This window comes from Burkholderia sp. GW821-FHT14F03 (assembly GCF_058803765.1).
In genome coordinates, this window is record NZ_JBXAPG010000004.1 from 201,960 (window position 1) to 222,518 (window position 20,559).

The window sequence follows — 20,559 nt, forward strand, 5'->3', positions numbered from 1 at the left end:
TATTAAGCCTCTGTCATGCGGATGCGGCGATAGGCGGCCATGCGTGCCACCGCGCCGAAACGTTGCGTGGTGTTGATCGCGAACCCCTGCGTGAACGAGTAGTGCGCGCGCACGGGCTTGGTCCGGTCGATTTCGGCCAGGATGTCGGCGACGTAGTCCGCGGTGGGCGGCTGACCGTCGCGGCTGCTGACGGTCATCACGATCGAGAACGTGCCGGGCTTGCCGGGCGGGTTGGTCTCGAACCATTCGCGCAGCACGATGTTGCCGCCGAAGGTCGCGACCACCTCGCGCACGGCCGCGGCCGTGCCGTTGCGGCGCGCGATCGGGATCGCGGCCTTCACGCGCGCGCGCTTGATCTGCTCGGGCCAGTAGTCTTTCCAGGCGTCGACGCCGAGCTGCCACGCGAGCCACGGCAGCAGCGCGGCCGGGATGCGGTCGGCGTTCATCAGGTCGCGGATCGGCGAGGGCAGGTCGCTGATCCGGCCGTTCACGGCCGCGATGCGCCGCTCGTGGCGCGATGCGTTCGGCGCGAGCAGGTCATCCATAGATGCCGCCGTGCCGGATCGCGGCGTCGACGCAGTACGCCGCCTGCGTCCGGTTGATCGCCACGTTCGCGGCCGGCTCGTCGAGCTGGACGCGCTCGACGCCTTCCACGTGCAGCGCGGCGTAGATGCCCGACAGCGTGATCTCGCGGCCGAGGCGATGGGCGTCGGAGACGTAGCGCGCGAGACGCGCGCGGGCCTCCGCGAGCACGACGCCGGAGTCCGGCCCCGGGAAGGTGTAGAGCGTCGCGCTGACCTTGTACGGCACGATCTGTGCGCTCTGCACGGTGACGCAGTCGGTCAGCGGCCGGACATTGTCGGCCTTCAGCGCGGCGGCGACCGCGTCGATCAGGCGCGCATCGGCCGTGCCGTCGCCGTCGCGCGACAGGATCGTGACGAGCACTTCGCACGGCGCGGGGCTCGTCGCCGAGGCGTCGAGCACGCGGCCGTCGGTGTTCAGCGCATGCGAGATGTACGCGCCTTCCGGGCCCGCGACCGAGTACCCCTGCGGCGCGAGCTGGGTGCGCTTGCGCAGGTCGACGTCGCTTTCCATCACGGCCGGGATGCCCTGTTCGGGAATCGCCGGCGACAGCACCAGGCGCTCGATGGCGAAGAAGGCCGCGAGCTGGTCGAGATCGCGGCCGGTCGCGTAGGCGAGCATCACCGCGCGCGCCGCGTCGTTGATGCGCTGGCGCAGCACGATCTCGCGATACGCGCTTTCCTGGAGCAGTACCAGCATCGGTTCGGATTCGAGCTCGAGCGTCGCGCGCACCTCGGCCTGCTGGCCCGCCGGATAGAGCGCGATCAGGCGCGCCTTGCGCGCCGCGAGCAGCGTGTCGTAGTCGAGCTGCTCGACCACGTCGGGGGCGGGCAGGCGGGACAGGTCGATCGGGGTCGCGCTCATACGGTGGGTCTCGCATCGAGTTGCACGCGCGTCGAGACCGGTTCGCCGGTCTCGGTTGTCACGCCTTCGATCTCCAGCGTCTGCGCGCCGGCGACCAGTTCGTCCGTCGACGCGTCGAGCTGCACGCGCGTGAGTTTCAGGCGCGGTTCCCAGCGCATCAGCGCAGCGGCGACCGCGGCGTACAGGCGCACGCGGGCCGCGCCGTTGTTGGGCGCGTCGATGAGATCGGGCAGCTCGGAGCCGAAATCGCGGCGCGCGATGCGCGTGCCGAGCGGCGTGGTCAGGATCTTGCCGATCGACTGGTAGAGATGGGGCAGGCCGCTCAACGCGCGTCCCGTGGTGGCGTTGAGGCCTTTCATCGGCGGGCCTCCACGTCGGCGCGGCGAGCCGGGCTCGGGGCGGGGGCGATCGAAGGCGAAGCGAGGCGTGCGTTCATGCTTCGATGGTGCCGGGCCGTCGCGGCGCGCGCACGCGACGGCGTGTGTGCCCGGCGCGAGTACAGCGCGCCGGCGGCGCTCAGTCGCGCGGCGCGAGGAACGCGGGCGGCGCCGGCAGATCGAGATCCGGCCAGCTCGGCTGGGCCGGCGCGTCGCGCAGCGCGGCGCGATACGCGAGCAGCACGGTGAATTGCTCGGCGCTCAGGGTCGTGCCGCGCGCGAGCAGCAGTTCGTCCTGGTGCCGGGCCACGACGCCGTCGGTGGTGCGCAGCGTCGCGTCGCGCGCACTGCGCAGGCGCCGCGCGCGCTGCTCGGCGCTGAGCGGGATCGAAGGCGGATCGACCAGGGTCGGGGCGTGCGACGCGTCGAGCGCCATGCGCCGGCCGGCCGCCTGGCCCGCGAGCAGCATCGCGTAGTCGGTGTCGGAGAGCGCGATCGCGGCGACGTCCGCGGGCACCGGGCTGTCGACGTCGTCGTACAGGCCGGTGATGAAAAGCTGGGCGTCGTAGGACGCGAATTTCTGACCCATCATTGTCCCCAGGCGAAGTAGAAGGCCCACATAGGCGTGTTGGCCAGGCGGCACGACAGGCCCATGGCGGCGGTCGTGCGCGACGGCAGCGCCAGGACCCAGGCGGTCTCCTGCATATAACCGCTCACATCGCCTGGCGTGGCTACGATTCCGAAGCAGGCATTCGGAAATGCGATCGGAAAATTGACCGGGATGACGTTCTCGCTGATGCCGTCGATCACGGTTCCCTGCGTCGAGCCGGAATAGAAGCCCATCTGCAGGATCAGGCCGCTCGGCAGCTTCTGGTAACTGCCGCCGGCGGTGAGACCCGCGCCGAATGCACCCGTGTAGCGCAGCTGGGCGGTGCCCTGGCTGACGAGCCAGGTATTGCGCCCCGTCGACACGAGCCGCGCGCTGTCGCCTGACGCGAGCACCGGCGACAGCGCGGGCGCGCTGCCGATCACGTAGATCGTGTTGCCGCTCGCCGGCGCGAGCGTGACCGCGCCCGGCCCGCCGTTGACGAGATCGATCACGCTGCCGGGCGGGAGATCGGGCGTGTCGGCGGGCAGCGTGAGCGTGATCGCGCCCGCGGCGTTCGTCTGGATGAACTGGCCGACATGCTTGTCGGTCAGCGTCTGCGATGCGTTCAGCGACAGGTAGCCTGCGTGATTGCCCGCCGCGCGGCGCACGAATTCGGTGGTCGCGATGCGCGCGCCGCTATCCGTCAGGGGCGGCGTCGGCGCTTTTGGCGCTCCGGTCAGCGCGGGGGAATCGAGCGGCGCGACGGTGGCCCAGTCCGCTTCCTGCGAATACAGCGACGGCGCCGGGCCCTGCTCGATCTTGATCGCACGCACGGCGCAGCCGAATGCGGGCGCGAGCGGCCGCGCGTCGGCAGCCTTGATCGCGCGGACCTGCGTCGTGCCGGGCGGCGTGACCCCGCTCGCGCTGCGGTACTGCCAGCCGTTCGCGCCCGCGTCGAGCAGGCACTGCGCGACGTCGCCGATCGGCTGGCCCGCTGCGTCGAGCGCCTGCAGCCGCACGCGCACCGTGCCGCGCGTCATGCCGTAGGCGTACAGCTCGGCGGACAGCGCGAGGTTCACGCCCGCGTTGCACGGCAGCGGCGCGCCGAGGTCCTGCAGCAGATCGCCGCCCGTGATCGGCGCGAGGTTCACGAACTGCGGGCCGTCGCCCCAGTTGCCCGACGCCGCAGGCAGGTTCGCGCTGCTCCAGGCCGCGTTGCCGAGTTCCCCCGAGCCGTTCGGCAGCAGGTTCGGCCGGTTCACGCCGTTGAGCTTGCCCTGCGCCTGCACGCCGGCTGCGAGCGCCGCCGCGACGAAGCCGGTGTTCGCGGCCAGCGTCGACGCGTCGCCCCCGGGCGCGTCCGGCACGCGCACCGCGCCGCGGAAGGTCGGCGAATCGAGGTCGGCCTTGGTGGTCTGCAACGACTTCGATGCGTATTGCGGATGCGGGTCCGCGCTCGCGAAGTGCGCCTCCTGGGTGTCCTTCAGGTAGCGCGTGCGGTTCGCGAGCTGCCGGGCCTGCACGTTGTCGATGCCGTCCGGTCCGCCCTCGACGGGGTCGGACGTCTCCAGCTGATAGATGCCGGACTCCCACTTCCCGGTTTCGGTCAGGTTCGTCATGAATGGATCGTTCCTCGGTTGTATTGGCGATCGCGGCGGGCCGCCCCGTTGTGACGGATCGGGCTCGCGCGATAGTCGAGCAGCGCGAGATGCGAACGCTGCGGCGCGTAGCGTTCGAGCATCGCGCGCAGGTTGTCGGCCTGGTCGCGCGTGATCGCGCGCGTGAGCCGGATCAGGTATTCGGCCCAGGCGTCGGCGCGGCCATGCACGTAGTCGCCGTTGCGGCGCATCGCGCCGTCGCGGCGACGGATCAGCCGGCCCTCGATCAGCGCGACCTCGCCGAAGCCGAGCCGCCGGATCACCTCGCGCACCGCCCACGGCGTGCCGCGCTTGCGATGCAGCTCGATCGCGCCGCGAATCAGCGCGCGCCGCGCATCCTCCGATTCCGCCAGCTCCCAGCCGTCCACCGAGACCTCGGTGGCCAGGTAGGGCAGCAGCGGCACGGGGCAGCGCGCGGGATCCCAGTACGCGCGCAGCGGGACCGGCAGCGTGTCGACGCGGCCCAGCGCGTGGGCGACGCGGCGTTCGAGCGGCGTCGCGTTCGGCGGCAGCAGGTCAGTCATCGACGCCGCCGTCGAGAATCTCGATGCCTTCGCAATACGGCGCGGCCGTGGTGCTGGTCACGAGATCGACGGCCGGCTCGCTCAGGTCGGTGCGCGTGATGCCCGCCGCCTGGATCACGCCGATCAGCGCGGAGGTCGCCACCTTGGCGCCGATCCGGTGCATCGCGTCGACATGTGCGCGGACGTTGTCGCGCGCGCGCCGGACCAGCAGCTCCGCGCCGACCGGTGATTGCGTGAAGACGGTCGCGCGCACCCGATAGCGGACGATGTCGGCCGACGCGACCTGCACGGTGTCGTTCAGCGGCCGCTGATCCTCCGCGCTCAGTGCGCGCGCGACGGCGTCGAGCAGGGCCGGCGGCGCCGTGCCGTCGCCGTCGCGCGCGAGCAGCGTGACCAGCACGTCGCCGGGACGCGGACGCGAACTGCGCGCGTCCAGCAGGCGGCCGTCGACGGCGAGCGCGCGCGACACGTAGGCGGCCGCCGGGCCCGCGGTGCTGAAGCCCTGCGGCGCGAGTTGAATGCGGCGGCGCAGGTCGGCGTCGCTTTCGTATTGAGCGGGGATCTGGCCGGCGGGGTCGCCGGGCGCGACGACGAGCCGCTCGACGCCGAACAGCGCGGCGCGCTGTTCGAGGTCCGCGCCGGTCGCATAGGCGAGCATCACGGCGCGCAGCGCGTCGTTGACGCGTTGCCGCCAGACCAGCTCGCGATAGCAGTTCTCCTGCAGCAGGCGCGCGAGCGGCTCGGATTCAAGCGCGAGCGTGGCGGCGATGCCCGCGCGTTCCTCCGCGGGCCACAGCGCGATCAACGCGGCCTTGCGCGCGGCCAGGAGCGCTTCGAAATCCAGCATCTCGAGCGCGTCGGGACGCGGCAGGCTGGCGAGGTCGATCAGGGCGGACAGGCTCATGGGCGGCGCGGCGTCACAGCGGCGGGCTCGTGACCGCGTTCTCGCCCTGCGCGCGGTGCGTGTGGCCGGGGAGGCTCTTGCCTTGCGCGCGCACGTCGCCGCTGAATTCGGCGGCGCCGTCGATGCGCATCGTCGCGCCGCCGCCGCCGCCCTTGCCGGTCATGCCGGCCTGGAACTCGAAGGCGCCCTGCACGAGCAGCGAGCCGGTCACGGTGGTGGCGCCCGCGTCGATCGTCACGGTCTCGGCCTTGAGCGTCGCGGCCCGGGTCCGCACCTCGACCGAGCCGGGTGCGATCACGGTGAGCGTCGCGCCGGCCGGCAGCTCGGCGGTGAGTGCGTGCGCGGCATGGTTGTAGTCGATGCGCGCGCCGTCGGGATAGACGCGCGTGTGCGTGTCCGGGCTGTCGCCGGGCGCGCCGGCCGCATCCGAGAACACCCCGCGCAGCACGACGCCCTGCGCGGGGTCGCCGCTTTCCGACAGCAGCACCGCCTGCTCGCCGACGGTGGGCGGCAGCCATTCGCGCGTGGTGCCCGCGGCGGGCGTGAGCCAGCTCAGCCAGTCGGTCTGCAGCTCGCCGCTCTGGAAGCGGCACAGCGCGCGCGCGTGGTCGACCGCCATGATGCTGCCACGGCGGATCTGGTTGAGCATGAGGCGGGTCGATTCATTGCGGTCGTTCATGCGTGCATCGTGCGGCACGCCGCGGCGCGGCGCACGGCGGCGCGTATGTCGCCGGCGCGGCGACGTCAGCCGAGGATCGTGCCGGGCGGCGCATAGAGGCCGGCGATCGACCAGGCCGGAGCCGGTTCGGACGGATGCTCGCCGCGCCGGCCGCCGTCGGGCAGGGTCGTCACGACGACCGGTTCCGACAGCTTCACGCGCAGCATCAGCCGGGGCGCGCCGTTGTCGGGCGTCATGTCGAAGGTCACGCCGGTCTCGCGTTCGTCGGTCCGCAGCGGCAGCGCCGGCTCGTGCTCGGCGAGCCACGCGACGAGGGCGATCGCGAACGGATCGGGATCGCCCGGCGCATCGCGCAGCGTGACGTTGAGCACGTAGCGGTATTCGAACGAGGGCGACGGCGCGCCGGTGGCGACGAGCGCGCCCTGCTCGATCGACACAGTGAGCTTGTCGGGCGACGCGCCCGCGGCGACGAGCGCACGGCGCAGACTGTCGGGTTTAATCATGGACGGACTCCTGGTCGGACTGGCAGACGACGATCGTGTCGACGACCGCCGCGCATTCGGCCCACGCGCTTTCGGCGCGGGCGAGCGCGGCGCGCAGATCACCGTTGTCGCGTAGTGAGGTCGCCGGCAGCGTGCAGCGGCTCGCCGGCGCGCATGAATTCAAGATAGGAGCCGGCGCCGGTGAAGGCGGGGTGCTCGTGCAGGCGCACAACATCATCAGGCAGGGCAGCAGACGCCCACTCGCGCAGCTTCGCATGGTCATTCTCGAGTCTCCGGTAAGCGCTTTCCCGCGCGGCGAGCGTCGCGCGGGCCGTGTCGCGCGTGTGTTCGAGCGCGGCGAGCCGGACGCGCGCGGCGGCTTCGAGTGCGCGGCGCGCGGCGAGTTCGCGGTCGCGGGCCGCGACCGCGGCTTCCGCCGTCAGGCGGGCGGTGCGGGCGGCGTCGAGTTCGGCGCGCAGCAGGCGCACGTAGGCGAGCGCGCCGCATGCGGCGGCGAGGGCGAGCAGCAGCGCGACGCCGCGCGACAGCCACGGGCTCATGCGGGGCGCGCGTACTGCGCGTAGACGCGCGCGAGCTTCGCGTCGTACTGATTGCGCGCGTAGTCCGGGCCGTTGTAGCCGCGCGCGAACGCGGCCCAGGCCTGGCGGCGCAGCGCGTCGAGCAGGGTCGGGTCCGCGCCCACGAAGCGCGCGAACGCGTCGAGCTGCTCGGCCGCGCCGGCGCGCATGCGCAGCACGAAATCGTCGATGCTCGCGTAGCCGAGCCGCGACCAGTGAAAGCCCATGATCTGGAACGCGCCCCAGCTGGCGGCTTCGTCGGCCGCGGCGAGATCGATCGCCTCGGCGCGCGCGAGGCGCGCGTATTCGGCGGCGCCGCCTGCATAGCCTCCCGGCGTGGTCGCGAGAATGTCCGGACAGGACGCGGCGAGCGGGGCGGGTGCGATGCCGCGCGCGGCGAGCCGTTTCCAGAACTGATGCCGTTCGAACAGGATGACGGGGCGGCCGTCGGGCAGGAAGCCGTTGCCGCGCGATTCGACCTCGGCGACGGCTCGGACGGCGGCGAGCGGCGCGTCCAGGCGCGCGGCGACGGCGGCGAGCTCCGCCGCTTCGAGCGGCGCCGGCTGGACCGCGCGTTCGAGCGCGATCCAGGTCGCGGGGCCGGCGATGCCGTCGACGGCGAGCGCGCGATCGCGTTGCAGCGCGATCACGGCGCTTTGCGTGACGGCGTCGAAGCGGCCGGTCGCGACGAGCGGATAGCCGGCGCGGGTCAGCTGGCGTTGCAGCAGGGCGACGTCCGGCCCGGCGTCGTTCAGGCGCACGGTCATCGCGCGCCCCGCAGGAGGCGCGCGACGTTGCCGCGCACGCCGAATACGAAGACACACAGCAGGGCGGCCCGCAGCGCCTCGACGGTCGAGATCCCGGCTTCGTGGACGAGCGCCTGGAACGCCGACCAGCCCGACACGACGACGAGCATCCACGCGACCCAGGCCACGCCGTGACGATGCCGAGCGCGACCGCGCCGATAGGTCAGCAGCCGCATGCAGACCAGCAGATAGGCGATGAAGGCGGCGAGTGCAGGCGGATTCTCGAGCATGGCAGGCTCACTTCCTGAACAACGAGAGCAGATCGAACGACTTGATGCGCTCGATCAGCTGCAGGGTGAAGGTGATCGCGAGTGCCGAGGCGAAGAAGGCGGCGACGCCGGTCGAATGGATCGGAGTCGCCTGGATGACCTCGGGGGCGGACTGATAGCCGACCGTGATCGAAATCAGCAGGTACGCGAAGCGTTGCAGGATCGACACGTCCTTCGACGTGACGACGACGAGCGCCGCACCGGTGAATGCGCCGAGCAGCGCGTTGCCGTCGATGCCGGGCATCAGGCCCGCGACGCCGATGGCGGCTGCTACGGAAAAGGTGGTGGTGCTCGGTTCGGCCATTGGCGCGGCTCCAGGGTTAATCGAAGAGTTGCAGGAGCGGGACCGGCTTTTGCGCGGCGGCAAGCTCGGGCATGTCGACCGCGACGCCGATGGGCAGCATGGGGCCGTGGTCGGCGAGGCCCGTGTTGTGTTCGAGCACGGCCTCGACCATGCCGCGCGTGCGGCCGTAGTGACGCCAGCACATGGCGTCGACGGTGTCCCCTTGTTGCGAACGGATGATCATCGGATCGGCTCCATGATGGAAAAGCGGTGCGCGTCGGTGACCGGCTCACGGGCGGCGGGCAGGGCGTGACGGTCAGGTCCGGCGCCCGCGCGCCGACGTCGCCGGGCCGGGCGGACAGCGTCGGAACGATGGTGCGGGGTGGGGCGTCGGGCGGCAACGGACGGCGTGCGTCGTGGCGGCGGGGACGCCGCGACGCGGCGCGGGTGCAGCGGAATTGCACCTTGGGTGGGGACGGGCAGGCTTGGGGGAGATTGGGTGAGCTTGGAGTTGCGGGCGGGGGTGGGGGTAAGGCGTTGATTTGTCTGGGGTTGGGGGGGCGAGCATCGTGCTCCGAAGGCAGGGGTTGCGAGGAGGGCGCTCGGTCGTCCTCCCGGCTGCCGGACAACGCGCGGGCGAGGGGTTGACGCGTCTGTCCGGCACCTCGGGCCGGGCCTATTTCCGCCTTGCCCGAGGGAGGCGGAATCGGCCCGGTGCGGCCGGCATGGACAGCCGGTGCAGCGGAGGCGTCTCCACCGCGATCCGCTTCACCCCAACTTCAGCAGATCCCGATACGCATCGATGTGCTGATACCCGGCCTGCCCGGTGAATTTTCGATAGTTGTGGCCTTCATTCTGCACGCCCTCGAGCCGATGCGAGGTGCCGCAATGGGTATATCCCAGATCGAGCGCGACGACATCCCGCACGATCTTCTTGATGTAATCCGGCGTGCCGATGTCGTGGTAAAGCGAATCGATCTGCTTCAGGTCGCTGCTGTTCCACGCGTGCGGAACGATATCGAGCGAATTCCACACGCGCGTCAGCTTGCCCTGCAGCACGCTGTCCGAATAGCGCGCGAAGGCCGCATTGCCGGCGGTCGCGCCGGCGAAGGCGTAACAGCTGAGATTCGCGGCCAGCTTGCCGAGTGTCTCGTGAAAGAGCAGCGCGAGCGTGGCCGCCATGGTGCCGCCGAGGCTGTGCCCGGTGATCGTCAGCCGGGCGGTGGCGGGAAGCGCGCTCAGCACATCGGTCAGCTTGCCCGTGCCCGGATTCAGCGAGGATGGGGTTGTCAGAACGGCTTGCAGGCCGATGTCCGTTGCCGGGGAAATCAGCGCGGGAGACGGGCAGCCCGAGACGTATTGCTGGAACGGGACGAGCGGAGGCAGCACGTCGAGATCCTCGAGACCGACTTCGAGCAGCGCGAGGAAGTTGGTTCCGCTCGTCGCGACCCGGTAATCGTCGGGGTCCTGCGTCCCCTGCAGGACGGCCGTGACGTTGGCGGGGAATCCGCTGGGGTCCATGTAGACGGAGGGTCCCCAGATGATCGTGTATTGGTCCCGGGTAAGGGACGAGGCCTTGAGTGCGGCCTGAATTTCCTTTTGCAGCAGAACCGGGGTGATGTTCATCTGGTTCTGCCCGACATTGGTCGCGTAGGCGAGGGTGAGATTGAGTTGAAGATCGTGGAAGACATCTCTCCGTGACATGATGAAACCTCCTGTCTCTCAAGGTGCGGTTGTCGGCCCGTTGCTCATGGGGCGTCGGTGAGTCCATGACGTGCCGACGCATCACGAGCCATGTCCTTGCCGTCATCGCCGACACGCATGAAGCATTTCAGTTTAGAAAGGCCTCGGCCCGGCGGCCCTACCATTTATCGGGGGAGAGGCCTCGCAGGCCCAATGAGGCTGGCCGCCGAACCGCGCACCGGGTTCTGGCTGCCCATTCCGGTAGTCGTGACCGGGCACGCAGCTTCGGAACGCTCCTTCAGGCGAATCAGCTTTTTCTTCGTGTCGCGCGCTTGCGTATTTGGATGGCCGCAAGGAATGTGCGCCGAATTGGGCTGAACAGGCTGGCAACAGAAACGCCGGGCAGTTTTTCAAAAACTAAAGTTGACTATTGATCTGTCGTTATAGGGAGGGCGTAAGGAAGCTGTCATGCGCGATGCAAGCGAGTCGATGCATGACGTCGATTCTTACGCGATGGAGCGTCGACGGTTCGCGGAATCGCAGGGCACGGCTTGCTGTGTGCCCTTCCCGGTCCGGATGCGAAGACTGATTCGAGCATGGGGCCAAGCACCTTGCGCGAACCTCCCGCTCAACGCTTCGAAACCCAGTCGGGCATGAACCTTGAGAGGACTAGATCAATGCGTACGAAAATTGTCGCCGCACTGCTGGCGGTTGCCGTTCCCCTGGTAAGCAGCGCGGCGACGTCGATTCCGATCGACGCGCGCAACAACTGCATCACCGCCGTGTTCGGCCGCGCGCCGGGCGGCACACCGGCGCGCTTCCAGCTCACGCCGGGACGCTATGTCATTTCGCTCGTATCCAACAACATGAGCTGCGCCGGTGGCGGATTGGGCGGCGGCTGCCTGATCGACACCGTGTTCATGCAGGGCGGTTGGGGCACGGCTCACTGGGGCACCAACGCCACGGCGCATCCGTCGGTAATTGATGTCACCAATACCACGACGGATATGTACGCATACGTCAGCGACGACATTTGTTCCGACAATGCCGGCGGGGCGACGTTGCTGATCCAGCCGGCCAACTGAGCGCGCATTGCGCTTGCCGCGGGACGCGCCTCACGCATGGTTCCGGTGAGGCGGCAGGACAAGAGGCGCTTCGGCGCCTCTTGTCTTTTCGCCGACTCGGCGAACCATTGCGGGGCGGCCGTTGCGACACACCTGTTCTGCTTGCCGTGCCGGTGAACGCCGGAATGTCCGATAGATCCGGTCGCTTTTCCGATGAGAGCGACGCCGCCGTTGTTCCACGCATGCGGCACGATGCGCAACGAATGCCAGATCAGTTGGAACTCGCATCGTCGTCTTACTCTTCACGCCGTGTCGACCGAACCCGCCGGTCACTCGCCTCAGCGCGGGCTCGCCTTGCCGGATGCCGCTGCGAGGCGCGCCTCCGCCGGCGCGCTTTCATTCGAGAACCGGTCGAGCGCGGTGACCTCGTAGTGGTAGCCGCGATCGGCCCGCGCGGTCGCGTCGACATACTCGACGCCGCGCACCGTCGCGAGCAGATGGCGCGCATCGCTGCGGTCGCACGCGGTGAGCGGCGTCTGCTCGCTGCGATAGATCGCATAGGCGGTCGCACCGGCCGCCGGGCGGGGCTGCCATTGCAGGCGTGCGCCGCCTGCGGCCCGTTCGACCTGAACCGTGTCGACCGGAGCGGGCGGCGACACCCCGGGCGAAGCCATGACCGGCACGAGCGCGGGGCGCGAATACCATGTGCGGGTCAGCCGCGACATCGCGCCGAGCGAATCCGCGCGCACGTCCTTCGCGGAGAAGTAGATGTCGCCCTGCACCTCGGGCCAGGCGCGATTGGCCGCCAGATGCTTGCTCAATTCATCCGCATCGGCCCAGCCGGGCGACTGACGGGAAGGCTTGCCGACCTTGAAGGCGGCCTGCCCGATATAGAGATGGACGTCGCGCCCCCGCACCTGCTCGGCCCACCACGCCACGACCTGATCGTAGTCGGCGGCCGGGAAGCCCCGGGCCCAATAGACCTGCGGCGCGACGTAGTCGAGCCAGCCCTCGCGCACCCAGCGTCGGGTGTCGGCGTACAGATCGTCGTAGGTCTCGATGCCGGCCCGGGTCGGCGAACCGAGCGGATCGGTCGAGGCATTGCGCCACACCGCGAATGGTGACACGCCGAACTTCACCCAGGGCTTCGCTGCCTTGATGCGCTGCGCGAGTGCCTCGATGAAGCGATCGACGTTGTGGCGACGCCATGCGGCGAGCGTTGGAAAATTCGCGCCGTACCGCGCGTAGGCGGCCGCGTCGTCGAAGGTCTTGCCTCTGACGGGATACGGGTAGAAGTAATCGTCGAGATGAACGCCGTCGATGTCATAGCGGCCGACCGCATCCATGATCGCGTCGATGACGAACGCGCGCGCGGCCGGAATCCCCGGGTTGTAGTAAAGCTTGCCGCCGTAGCGGACGATCCAGTCCGGATGCGCGCGCGCCGGATGCGTGGCGGCGAGCGTATCGACGCGGCTGCTCATGGCGAGCCGGAACGGATTGAACCAGGCGTGGAATTCGAGATTGCGCCGGTGCGCCTCGGCGACGGCGAACGCGAGCGGGTCGTAGCCGGGATCGGTGCCCTGCCTGCCGGTCAGATATGTCGACCAGGGTTCGAACGGCGACGGCCAGAACGCGTCCGCGGCCGGCCGCACCTGCACGATGACCGCGTTGTGATGCATGCGGGCCGCCTCGTCGAACCATCGGCGCAGCTCGTCCTGCTGCCGGGTGGCCGCGAGCCCGGGGCGGGAGGGCCAGTCGAGGTTCACGACCGAGGCGATCCAGGCGGCGCGGAATTGCCGCTTGGGCGTTGCGGCGTCCGGCGTACAGGATTGCGCCGGCGTATCCGGTGCGTTCGACGCGCTCGGCGCATGCGGCGCGCTTCGCGTGTCCGGCGGAGGCGCGCAGGCGCTGCTCGCGGAAAGCAGGAGCGCTGCTGCGACGCGACGGTACAGCGAGAGGGATGTCGAGTCGCTCGAGGGCGGCATGGCTCGTTCCGGGGATGAAGGGCATAAGGTGAGAAGACCAGTGATGTTCCGCGCAAGTTCCACGCCAAGGCGAGACCGCATTGTGCGGCAGCGAGAAACGGACCGCGGCGCCAGTGTCTCGTGTCACGCGCGCGCCATGCGATTCCAGGCCGTCAATACTTCGGAATGCAAATAAAAGCGAAGGACGGGTCGGCTCGCCGAAGGCTGGGGGCGACGCAGCCCGGCGCTGGGTCGAGGGCGGCTCGATCCGCCGCGGGGCAAGCTGGCCGGGCGCCGCGGCATGGGGCCGCGAGGCTGATGGAGCGGCAGTCGCTCGCGCCGTCGGCCGGCTCCTTTCTGTCGCCTCCGCCGCCCGGATCGCCACGGACGGACGCGCTTGACCGCGTCCCCTGCCGTTCGTCCCATTTACACCAAACCGTCACGACACGATGCTTAGCTCCGGATGACCGTCGGCGGCGAAGTCGCGAAGTCGCCGCGCTTTCGCCGCGGCATGACTGTCCTCACGCGCCGTCGCACGCTATAGTCGCGGATGTGACAGTTTCGTGACAAAGCCTTGCATCGAGACCTGCTCACACGCCGCGCGCGCCGCAAGCCGCGCCGCGGCCGACTGACCAAGATCCAATCAGACTGTAGAGGAGCGCCCCACCCATGACCGACACCCCCGATCTTCCCGACGACGACACCCCCGCCGATCCCGACCGCCGCCGCGTATTGGGCGGCATGGCCGCGCTGGGCGCGAGCCTCGCGCTCACCGGCTGCGAAACCGCGCAGCTTGCGCCGCGTTCCGCCGCCGACCTGCGGTTCGACCAGCTGCTGCGCGACAAGGTGCGCAACATCGTGGTGATCTACGCGGAAAACCGCAGCTTCGTGAACCTGTACGGTCATTTCCCGGGTGTGCGCCATCCGCTCGCCGACGTGTCGCCGAACCAGGCGCTCCAGCTCGACCGCGACGGCAAGACGCCGCTGCCCACCCTGCCGAAGGTCTGGGGCGGGCTCGTGCCGCAGGCGCAGGAGATCGACGGCAAGCGCTACATGATCGCCGAGCGCGACATCCAGAACCTGCCGAACGCGCCGTTCCTGATCCGCGATGAGCAGGGCAAGCCGCTGCCGAACAACGTGATCACGCGCGACCTGTGGCATCGCTTCTACCAGAACCAGATGCAGATCAACGCGGGCCGCAACAACCAGTTCGCCGCGTGGGCGGATTCGGGCGGCCTCGTGATGGGCCACTACCGCAATTCGGCCGAGACGCTGCGCCTGTGGAACCTCGCGCGCCAGTACACGCTGTGCGACAACTTCTTCATGGCCGCGTTCGGCGGTTCCTGGCTGAACCACATCTACCTGATCTCCGCGCAGACGCCGCTGTATCCCGACGTGCACACGAGCGCGGCCAAGCACCTGGTGTCGGTGGTCGACGGCGACGATCCGACGGGCACGCGCCTGAAGGTCGCGGCCGATTCGCCCGCGTCGGCGCTCGACGGTCCGCCGAAGTTCGAGCGCGACGGGGCTTTCACGCCGGACGGCTACGCGGTGAACACGATGGCGCCGCCGTACCAGCCGAGCTACGTGCCGCCGCCCGAGGGCGGCAATCCCGCCTACGCGGATCCGGCCGACCCGCGCGTGCTGCCGCCGCAAAGCTACGCGACGATCGGCGACCGGCTGTCGGAGAAGGGCGTCGACTGGGCGTGGTACGGCGGCGCGTGGCAGTACGCGCTCGAGCATCGGGACACGGGCGAGGTGCCCGATTTCCAGTATCACCACCAGCCGTTCAACTACTTCGTGAATTTCGCGCCGGGCACCGAGGCGCGCCGTCGCCACCTGCGCGACGCGGGCCTCGGCGACGATCCGTCGACCAACCACCTGCTCGCCGACATCGACGCGGGCCGCCTGCCCGCCGTCACGTTCTACAAGCCGCAGGGCAACCTGAACATGCACGCGGGCTACGCGGACATCGAATCGGGCGACCGCCACATCGCGACGGTGATCGAGCATATCCAGCGCGGGCCGCAGTGGGCGAACACGGTGATCGTCATGACCCACGACGAGAACGGCGGCTGGTGGGATCCGGCGACGCCGCCGCAGGGCGACCGCTGGGGCCCGGGTTCGCGGATCCCGGCGCTGGTGATCGCGCCGTTCGCGAAGAAAGGCCACGTCGATCACACGCTGTACGACACCAACTCGATCCTGCGCTTCATCAGCCGCGTGCACGGCCTCACGCCGCTCGACGGTGTGGCGTCGCGCGACAAGGCGTTCGCCGCGCGCGGCGCGACGCCGCCGGGGGATCTGACCCAGGCGCTCGAACTGGGTTGAGCACGGAGCGGGGCCGATCCGGCCGGCGGCGGTCGCCGTTGGCCGGGTGGCCGTGAGAAGCCTGCGCGCTCAGGCGTCGGCTGAAGCGGGCGCCCGGGCGACCGCTGCGGCCGTCGTCGCAACGAAGCGCCGGCAACTCGCGCGGAAATGATCGATCTTCGCCTCTTCGGCGGCGGCGAACCGCAGCGGCTCCATCGACCAGCTGTCGCGCGGCATGCGCTGACAGATCCGGTGATCCTCGTCGAATACCTGCCGGTTCACGCGGATCGTCGAATCGAAAAACGACCCCAGCAGATCGCTCGCATGGGGATCGGTCGCATGGGCCGCATAGAGGCGGCTCGTGAAGTGCGTGCGCGCGCCGTCGGCTGCGGGCAGGAAATGCTGTAGCGAATACGAGTACCCGTAAGTCGACGAGATCATCGTGAACGGGAACAGATAGAGGCTCATGTAGCCGTCGTACGCGTCGTCGATCATGAAGAAACGTCGCAGCTTCGCGAGCCGGCTGTTCAGCCGAGCCTCACCGAGCGGCGCATACCATGCGCTGTTGTCGCCGTCGAAGCGGTTCTCGCCGGCTTCGAGCCGCAGGGTCGCGAGCGTGTCCTGGTGAACCGCATCGATGTGGCAGGGCTCCAGTGCATTCTCGATCGCGAGTGGCCAGTAGCACGCGTAGTCGTAGCGGTTCAGGTCGAGCCGGCCGGCAATATTGAACGACAGGCTCTCGAGCGTGGCGGCGAACGCGCCGAGCTGGGTCGAGAGATCGGTGCGCGGTTGCTTCGCGAAGAACAGGAAGTCGCCGCACCAGTCGATCCGAAAGCGGCGCAGCGCGGCGTGTGCGAGCTGGCAGGCGTCGAAGCGTTCGCGGCCGGGCACGATCAGCTCGCCGCGACGATAGGTCCAGCCATGATAGGCACAGGTCGCCGGTTGGTTGCCGCTGTCGCCGACATAGAGACGCGCGCCGCGATGCGCGGCAGCGATTGTCGAACGCGACCAGGTTGCCCGCGTCGTTGAACAGCACGATTTCACCCGCCGCGCTGTCGAAGCGCAGATAATCGCCATCGGCCGGCAACTCGCGCCGGTGACAGCCGAGGTGCCAGTAGTGGTCGATCAGTGCGGTGTCGAATTCCATGCTGAGTGGGGTCGTCAGAGTCGTTTGGCGGGCGTCGTGTAGACCACCGCCTGTTCCGGCACGGCGCGCATCACGGTCGCACCCGCGCCGACCTTGGCCCCGGCGCCGATCTTCACGCGCGGCAACACGCGTGCGCCGGAACCGAAGAACGCGGCGTCGCCGACCTCGACCCCACCCGTCAAGTCGACGTGGGCGCTCAGTGTCGAATACGCGCCGACCCGCACATCATGGCCGATGGTGCTGTGCAGGTTGACGGCAACGAAATCGCCGATCCGCGCGTCCGCCGAGATCACCGTGTACGGGCACAACACCACGCCCTCGCCGAGTTGCGCGGTGCGCGCGACGAGCGCACTCGGGTGCCGGAAGCCGGCGAACACGGCGCCGCGCGCGCGCAGGCGCGCCACCACGTCGCGCTTCGCGGCGGGATCGCCGATCGCCGCGAGCAGCGCTTCGTCCGCGCGCGGCGTATAGGCATCGAGGTCGCCCCGCCATTCGAGATCGTAGGCAAAACCGGCCAGCGCATCCGGATTCGCGTCAAGGAATCCGCTGATACGTGGTCCAGCGCCGCGCTCGGCGGCGTCGTCCACCCAGTTGATCAGTTCGCGGGCGAACGCGCCGCAGCCGGCCACCACCAGTCGCGCGGCCATCAGCGCACCCGGTAGCCGCCGTCCACCGCGAGCGCGGTGCCGGTGATCCAGCGGCTCGCGCCGCTCAGCAGGAACAGCACGGCGTGCGCGACGTCGTCCGGTTCGCCGAAGCCGAGCAGGTGGCTCTGCTCGTAGGCAGCCACCGCGTCGTCAGGGCTGCCTTGGGTGAGTCGCGCATGCATTGCCGTCTTCACCGCACCCGCGGAGATCGAATTGACCCGGATCCGCCTCGCGGCGAGTTCGCAGGCGAGCGAACGCACGAGGCCGTCGACGCCGGCTTTCGCGGCCGAATACGCGGTCATCCCGACCTGTCCGGTCACGCCGGCGACCGACGACATCAGCACCACCGAACCGCCGTCGCTCATCACATCCTTGCGGCTGACCGCCCGCGCGATCCCGAACGCCGCATACAGGCTGCTGCCGAACACCTGGTCGAGCTGGGCCTGACGTGTCATGCGGGCCGGCCGGATCAGCTCGGTCCCCGCCGCGTGGAATATACCGGCGAACGAACCATGCAATTCGGCGAGCTGGCCCGTCCAGTCCGCGGCCGGGTCCGCCTGGTCGAGCGCGGCGGGCGCCGCGAAATGGCCGTCGCCCGGCAGCGCGGCGACCGCGGCGTCGAGCCGTGCGGCGTCGCGGCCGCCGGCGATCACGCGGCCGCCGGCGCGGGCGATGGCCTGCGCGGCGGCCTGACCGATGCCGGACGACGCGCCGGTGACGAGATAGGTGCCGCCCGCGAGGCAGCGTTCGGAAAAGTAGGTCATAGATCGAGGGTGTCGATGACGCGCAGCGGCCCCACGGCGAGCGACGCGGAGGCCCATGAGTAGCCGACGCCGAAGCCGAACATCGCGAGTTCGAGCGGGCGCACCGCCAGCTCGGCCCGAAGGTCGGTCGTCATCAGCAACGGAATCGACGCGCAGCTCGTGTTGCCGTAGCGGGCAATGTTCGACGGCACCTTCGCGGCCGGCAGGCCGGCCTTCTTCGCGAGGTGCTTGAGCATGAACTGGTTCGCCTGATGGAACAGGAAGGCGTCGTAGGCGCCGGGCTCGCGTCCCGCATGCGCGAACGTGTGCGCAACGAGCGGCGGCACGCCCTGCAGCGTGAAGTTGAAGATCTCGCCGCCGTCCATGAACAGATGGCGCGGCGAGCGTTCCGCGAAGCGCGGATCGGCAGTCGTATCGTAGTCGCCGAATGCGCCCGACGGCACGATCAGGTTGGTGGCGCCGCGTCCGTCCGAACCGATCACGAAGTGTGCGTCGTCGTCCGGCGTGCCGGCCTCGAGCGCGGTGACGGTGCACGCGTCGCCGAACAACAGGCTGGTCGAGCGGTCGTCCGGGTCGATCAGCTTGCTGATCGTGTCGCCGACGGCCAGCAGCACGCGCCGCGCCGCGCCGCTCTGGATCAGGTTCATCCCGAGCCACAGCGCCTGCGGATAGCCGGAGCAGCCGAGATTGACGTCGAGTGCAAGGCAGGTGGCCGGCAGGCCCCAGTCGCGTTGCAGCACGAATGCGGTGGCCGGCAGCCGGTACTCGGGCGTCTGCGACACGAACAGCACGGCATCGACGCTGCCCGGCTCCCAGTCGAGGCCGGCAAGGAGCCGCTTGCCCGCCGCGAGGCACAGGCTGCCGGTCGACTGCCCGGGGCTTGCCCAGCGGCGACGCTCGACGCCGATCATCTTGATCACGTCGCGCACCGGGCCGGCACCGAAGCGGGCGTCGAACACGTCGTTGCCGATCTCGCGCGCGGGCAGCGCCGACACCAGGCCCGCGATTCGCGCGCCTCGGGTGTGCAGCGCGCGTCCCGCGGCGGCTTGCGCGGACATCGTCAGCCCTTCTGCGCTGCGATCAGCGCCTCGATGTCGGCGACCGTCTTGCAGTTGCCGAGCGCCTGGCCGTTCAGCAACACGCCGAAGCAATCGTCCGCGAGCGCGATGGTCGATACGATCGCGAGCGAATCCCAGTTGTGCGCGACGAGATCGAACTCGGGCGTGATGCCGGCGGCGTCGATCTCGAAGACTTCGGCCAACCCTTCGTAGAAGGCCTTCACGTCGACGAGTCCATCGTTCAATGCATTCATGTTGCGCTCCTGCTAGTAATCCAAAAGACAGCCGGCCCACGAGTAGCCGACGCCGAAACCCAGCAACATCAGGCGCTGTCCGCGCGACAGGGTGCCCGCGTCGCGCATCTGCTCGAGTGCGAGCGGGATGGTCGACGACACCGTGTTGCCGCAGTGCTCCATCAGGATGGGAAATTTGTGCTCGGGGATCTTCATCTTCTTGCGCAATGCTTCGAGCATGAAGCGGTTGGCCTGGTGCAGCACGTAGAAATCGATGTCGTCCCGGTCCGCGCCGCTGCGCTCGAGCAGCCGTTCGGCGGCGCGCGGCACCTCGGCGAGCGAGAACGCCATGACCTCGGCGCCGTTCATGTACAGGTGCGCGTCGGTGCGCCGGTTGCCGGACGCGTCCTCGTACGCCTGCATGCCGGCCGCATCGAGCGGCGTGCGGAACAGGCCGGCCTTCACGATCAGGTTCGGCGCGCCGCGTCCGTCGGTGCCGAACACGAACGGGCCGATGCTGCCCGCACCGTCGTCGGCGGCGGTGATCGCGGTGGCCGTCGCACCGTCGCCGAACAGCGTGCGCACGCTCTTGTCGTACGGATGGATGTACTTCGAATATGTGTCGGCCGTGAGCAGCAGCACGCAGCGCGCGGCGCCCGTTTCCACCAGCCCCTTCGCGAGCGACAGGCCGTAGACATAGCCGGAGCAGCCGAGGTTGACGTCGAACGCGCCGGCGTGGGTCGGGATGCCGAGACGCTGTTGCAGGATGCAGGCGGAGGACGGCAGGACATAGTCCGGCGCCTGGGTGCACAGGATCACGAAATCGACCTGCTCGGCCGCGACCGCGCCCCGCGCGAACAGGCGTCGTGCTGCCGCATATGCGAGATCCGCGGCCGTTTCGTCGGCGCCCGCCAGATGACGGGTCCGGATGCCGGTCTTCGCCAGGATCTTGTCGGCAGGCCATTCCGGGTAGAGCGCGGCGAGCGCATCGTTCGTCAACGCCGCTTCCGGCAGATGGCCGGCGAGGTCGCGCAGAACCGCGCGCGGCGATCGGTCGGCGTGGTCGGTGCGGATCATCGCGCCGAGTCCGTGTG

At 69.6% G+C, this 20,559-nt stretch carries 24 protein-coding genes and 1 pseudogene; 3 read left to right on the forward strand and 22 right to left on the reverse strand.

Going from position 1 to position 20,559, the window contains the following annotated elements; genetic code table 11:
- Positions 1-2 precede the first annotated feature (2 nt).
- The 10 genes from AC1RQF_RS04675 to lysC form a co-directional block, all read right to left on the reverse strand.
- Positions 3-545, reverse strand: a complete 543-nt coding sequence (locus AC1RQF_RS04675) for a phage tail protein I (RefSeq protein ID WP_274000268.1) — start codon at positions 543-545, stop codon at positions 3-5.
- On the reverse strand, positions 538-1,446 hold the full coding sequence (locus tag AC1RQF_RS04680) for a baseplate assembly protein (RefSeq protein ID WP_274000269.1): 909 nt from the start codon (positions 1,444-1,446) through the stop codon (positions 538-540). The genes AC1RQF_RS04675 and AC1RQF_RS04680 overlap by 8 nt, the downstream gene beginning before the upstream one ends.
- The gene (locus AC1RQF_RS04685) at positions 1,443-1,805 is read right to left on the reverse strand and encodes a GPW/gp25 family protein (protein WP_274000271.1); all 363 of its coding nucleotides are present in this window, start codon (positions 1,803-1,805) and stop codon (positions 1,443-1,445) included. Before AC1RQF_RS04685 ends, AC1RQF_RS04680 begins: the two co-directional genes overlap by 4 nt.
- 157 nt (positions 1,806-1,962) lie before the next feature.
- Positions 1,963-2,412: a phage tail protein gene (locus AC1RQF_RS04690; protein WP_492871422.1), complete on the reverse strand. Its 450-nt coding sequence runs from the start codon at positions 2,410-2,412 to the stop codon at positions 1,963-1,965.
- Positions 2,412-4,031: a gp53-like domain-containing protein gene (locus AC1RQF_RS04695; RefSeq protein ID WP_274000275.1), complete on the reverse strand. Its 1,620-nt coding sequence runs from the start codon at positions 4,029-4,031 to the stop codon at positions 2,412-2,414. The genes AC1RQF_RS04690 and AC1RQF_RS04695 overlap by 1 nt, the downstream gene beginning before the upstream one ends.
- A complete protein-coding gene (locus AC1RQF_RS04700; RefSeq protein ID WP_274000276.1) occupies positions 4,028-4,594 on the reverse strand; it encodes a phage tail protein I in 567 nt (188 codons plus the stop codon). Before AC1RQF_RS04700 ends, AC1RQF_RS04695 begins: the two co-directional genes overlap by 4 nt.
- Positions 4,587-5,498, reverse strand: a complete 912-nt coding sequence (locus tag AC1RQF_RS04705) for a baseplate J/gp47 family protein (protein ID WP_492871424.1) — start codon at positions 5,496-5,498, stop codon at positions 4,587-4,589. The genes AC1RQF_RS04700 and AC1RQF_RS04705 overlap by 8 nt, the downstream gene beginning before the upstream one ends.
- Before the next feature lie 13 nt (positions 5,499-5,511).
- Complete coding sequence (locus AC1RQF_RS04710) at positions 5,512-6,177, reverse strand: phage baseplate assembly protein V (protein ID WP_274000278.1); 666 nt, start codon at positions 6,175-6,177, stop codon at positions 5,512-5,514.
- Between the two features lie 65 nt (positions 6,178-6,242).
- Entirely contained in the window at positions 6,243-6,680 is a 438-nt protein-coding gene (locus tag AC1RQF_RS04715; RefSeq protein ID WP_492871425.1) for a phage tail protein, read from the reverse strand.
- Positions 6,673-6,942 carry an Rz1-like lysis system protein LysC gene (lysC, locus tag AC1RQF_RS04720; protein ID WP_274000281.1) on the reverse strand — a complete coding sequence of 90 codons (270 nt, stop codon included), beginning with the start codon at positions 6,940-6,942 and terminating at the stop codon, positions 6,673-6,675. The genes AC1RQF_RS04715 and lysC overlap by 8 nt, the downstream gene beginning before the upstream one ends.
- On the opposite strand from lysC, the gene AC1RQF_RS04725 reads away from it, so the two are divergent.
- Positions 6,935-7,243: a hypothetical protein gene (locus AC1RQF_RS04725; protein ID WP_274000283.1), complete on the forward strand. Its 309-nt coding sequence runs from the start codon at positions 6,935-6,937 to the stop codon at positions 7,241-7,243. The two genes, lysC and AC1RQF_RS04725, sit on opposite strands and share 8 nt — an antisense overlap.
- Here AC1RQF_RS04725 and AC1RQF_RS04730 read toward each other — a convergent pair.
- The 5 genes from AC1RQF_RS04730 to AC1RQF_RS04750 all read right to left on the reverse strand — a co-directional run bounded on the left by AC1RQF_RS04730 (position 7,216) and on the right by AC1RQF_RS04750 (position 10,221).
- A complete protein-coding gene (locus AC1RQF_RS04730; protein ID WP_274000284.1) occupies positions 7,216-8,004 on the reverse strand; it encodes an N-acetylmuramidase family protein in 789 nt (262 codons plus the stop codon). The two genes, AC1RQF_RS04725 and AC1RQF_RS04730, sit on opposite strands and share 28 nt — an antisense overlap.
- Positions 8,001-8,273: a phage holin family protein gene (locus AC1RQF_RS04735; protein WP_274000285.1), complete on the reverse strand. Its 273-nt coding sequence runs from the start codon at positions 8,271-8,273 to the stop codon at positions 8,001-8,003. The genes AC1RQF_RS04730 and AC1RQF_RS04735 overlap by 4 nt, the downstream gene beginning before the upstream one ends.
- Before the next feature lie 7 nt (positions 8,274-8,280).
- Entirely contained in the window at positions 8,281-8,616 is a 336-nt protein-coding gene (locus AC1RQF_RS04740) for a putative holin (RefSeq protein ID WP_252986944.1), read from the reverse strand.
- 16 nt (positions 8,617-8,632) lie between these two features.
- Positions 8,633-8,839, reverse strand: a complete 207-nt coding sequence (locus AC1RQF_RS04745) for a tail protein X (protein ID WP_274000289.1) — start codon at positions 8,837-8,839, stop codon at positions 8,633-8,635.
- A gap of 524 nt (positions 8,840-9,363) precedes the next feature.
- A complete protein-coding gene (locus tag AC1RQF_RS04750; protein ID WP_492871426.1) occupies positions 9,364-10,221 on the reverse strand; it encodes a lipase family protein in 858 nt (285 codons plus the stop codon).
- A gap of 734 nt (positions 10,222-10,955) precedes the next feature.
- Between AC1RQF_RS04750 and AC1RQF_RS04755 the strand changes: the two genes are divergently transcribed.
- Positions 10,956-11,363, forward strand: coding sequence for a hypothetical protein (locus tag AC1RQF_RS04755; protein ID WP_274000292.1), 408 nt, complete (start codon positions 10,956-10,958; stop codon positions 11,361-11,363).
- Between the two features lie 317 nt (positions 11,364-11,680).
- Here AC1RQF_RS04755 and AC1RQF_RS04760 read toward each other — a convergent pair whose 3' ends face one another.
- Positions 11,681-13,327, reverse strand: a complete 1,647-nt coding sequence (locus tag AC1RQF_RS04760; RefSeq protein WP_492871427.1) for a glycoside hydrolase family 10-like protein — start codon at positions 13,325-13,327, stop codon at positions 11,681-11,683.
- Between the two features lie 648 nt (positions 13,328-13,975).
- Here AC1RQF_RS04760 and AC1RQF_RS04765 point away from each other — a divergent pair.
- Complete coding sequence (locus AC1RQF_RS04765) at positions 13,976-15,637, forward strand: acid phosphatase (RefSeq protein ID WP_492871428.1); 1,662 nt, start codon at positions 13,976-13,978, stop codon at positions 15,635-15,637.
- Between the two features lie 69 nt (positions 15,638-15,706).
- Here AC1RQF_RS04765 and AC1RQF_RS04770 read toward each other — a convergent pair.
- From AC1RQF_RS04770 to AC1RQF_RS04795, 6 genes and pseudogenes are all read right to left on the reverse strand, one after another.
- A pseudogene (locus tag AC1RQF_RS04770) lies at positions 15,707-16,763 on the reverse strand (aromatic ring-hydroxylating oxygenase subunit alpha).
- 14 nt (positions 16,764-16,777) lie between these two features.
- On the reverse strand, positions 16,778-17,410 hold the full coding sequence (locus AC1RQF_RS04775; RefSeq protein WP_492871429.1) for a NeuD/PglB/VioB family sugar acetyltransferase: 633 nt from the start codon (positions 17,408-17,410) through the stop codon (positions 16,778-16,780).
- Complete coding sequence (locus tag AC1RQF_RS04780; protein ID WP_492871430.1) at positions 17,410-18,174, reverse strand: SDR family NAD(P)-dependent oxidoreductase; 765 nt, start codon at positions 18,172-18,174, stop codon at positions 17,410-17,412. Before AC1RQF_RS04780 ends, AC1RQF_RS04775 begins: the two co-directional genes overlap by 1 nt.
- On the reverse strand, positions 18,171-19,232 hold the full coding sequence (locus tag AC1RQF_RS04785) for a ketoacyl-ACP synthase III (RefSeq protein ID WP_492871431.1): 1,062 nt from the start codon (positions 19,230-19,232) through the stop codon (positions 18,171-18,173). The genes AC1RQF_RS04780 and AC1RQF_RS04785 overlap by 4 nt, the downstream gene beginning before the upstream one ends.
- A 2-nt stretch (positions 19,233-19,234) precedes the next feature.
- Positions 19,235-19,456, reverse strand: coding sequence for an acyl carrier protein (locus AC1RQF_RS04790; protein ID WP_274004413.1), 222 nt, complete (start codon positions 19,454-19,456; stop codon positions 19,235-19,237).
- A 42-nt stretch (positions 19,457-19,498) separates the two neighbouring features.
- Positions 19,499-20,542 carry a ketoacyl-ACP synthase III gene (locus AC1RQF_RS04795; RefSeq protein ID WP_274000305.1) on the reverse strand — a complete coding sequence of 348 codons (1,044 nt, stop codon included), beginning with the start codon at positions 20,540-20,542 and terminating at the stop codon, positions 19,499-19,501.
- Positions 20,543-20,559 lie beyond the last annotated feature (17 nt).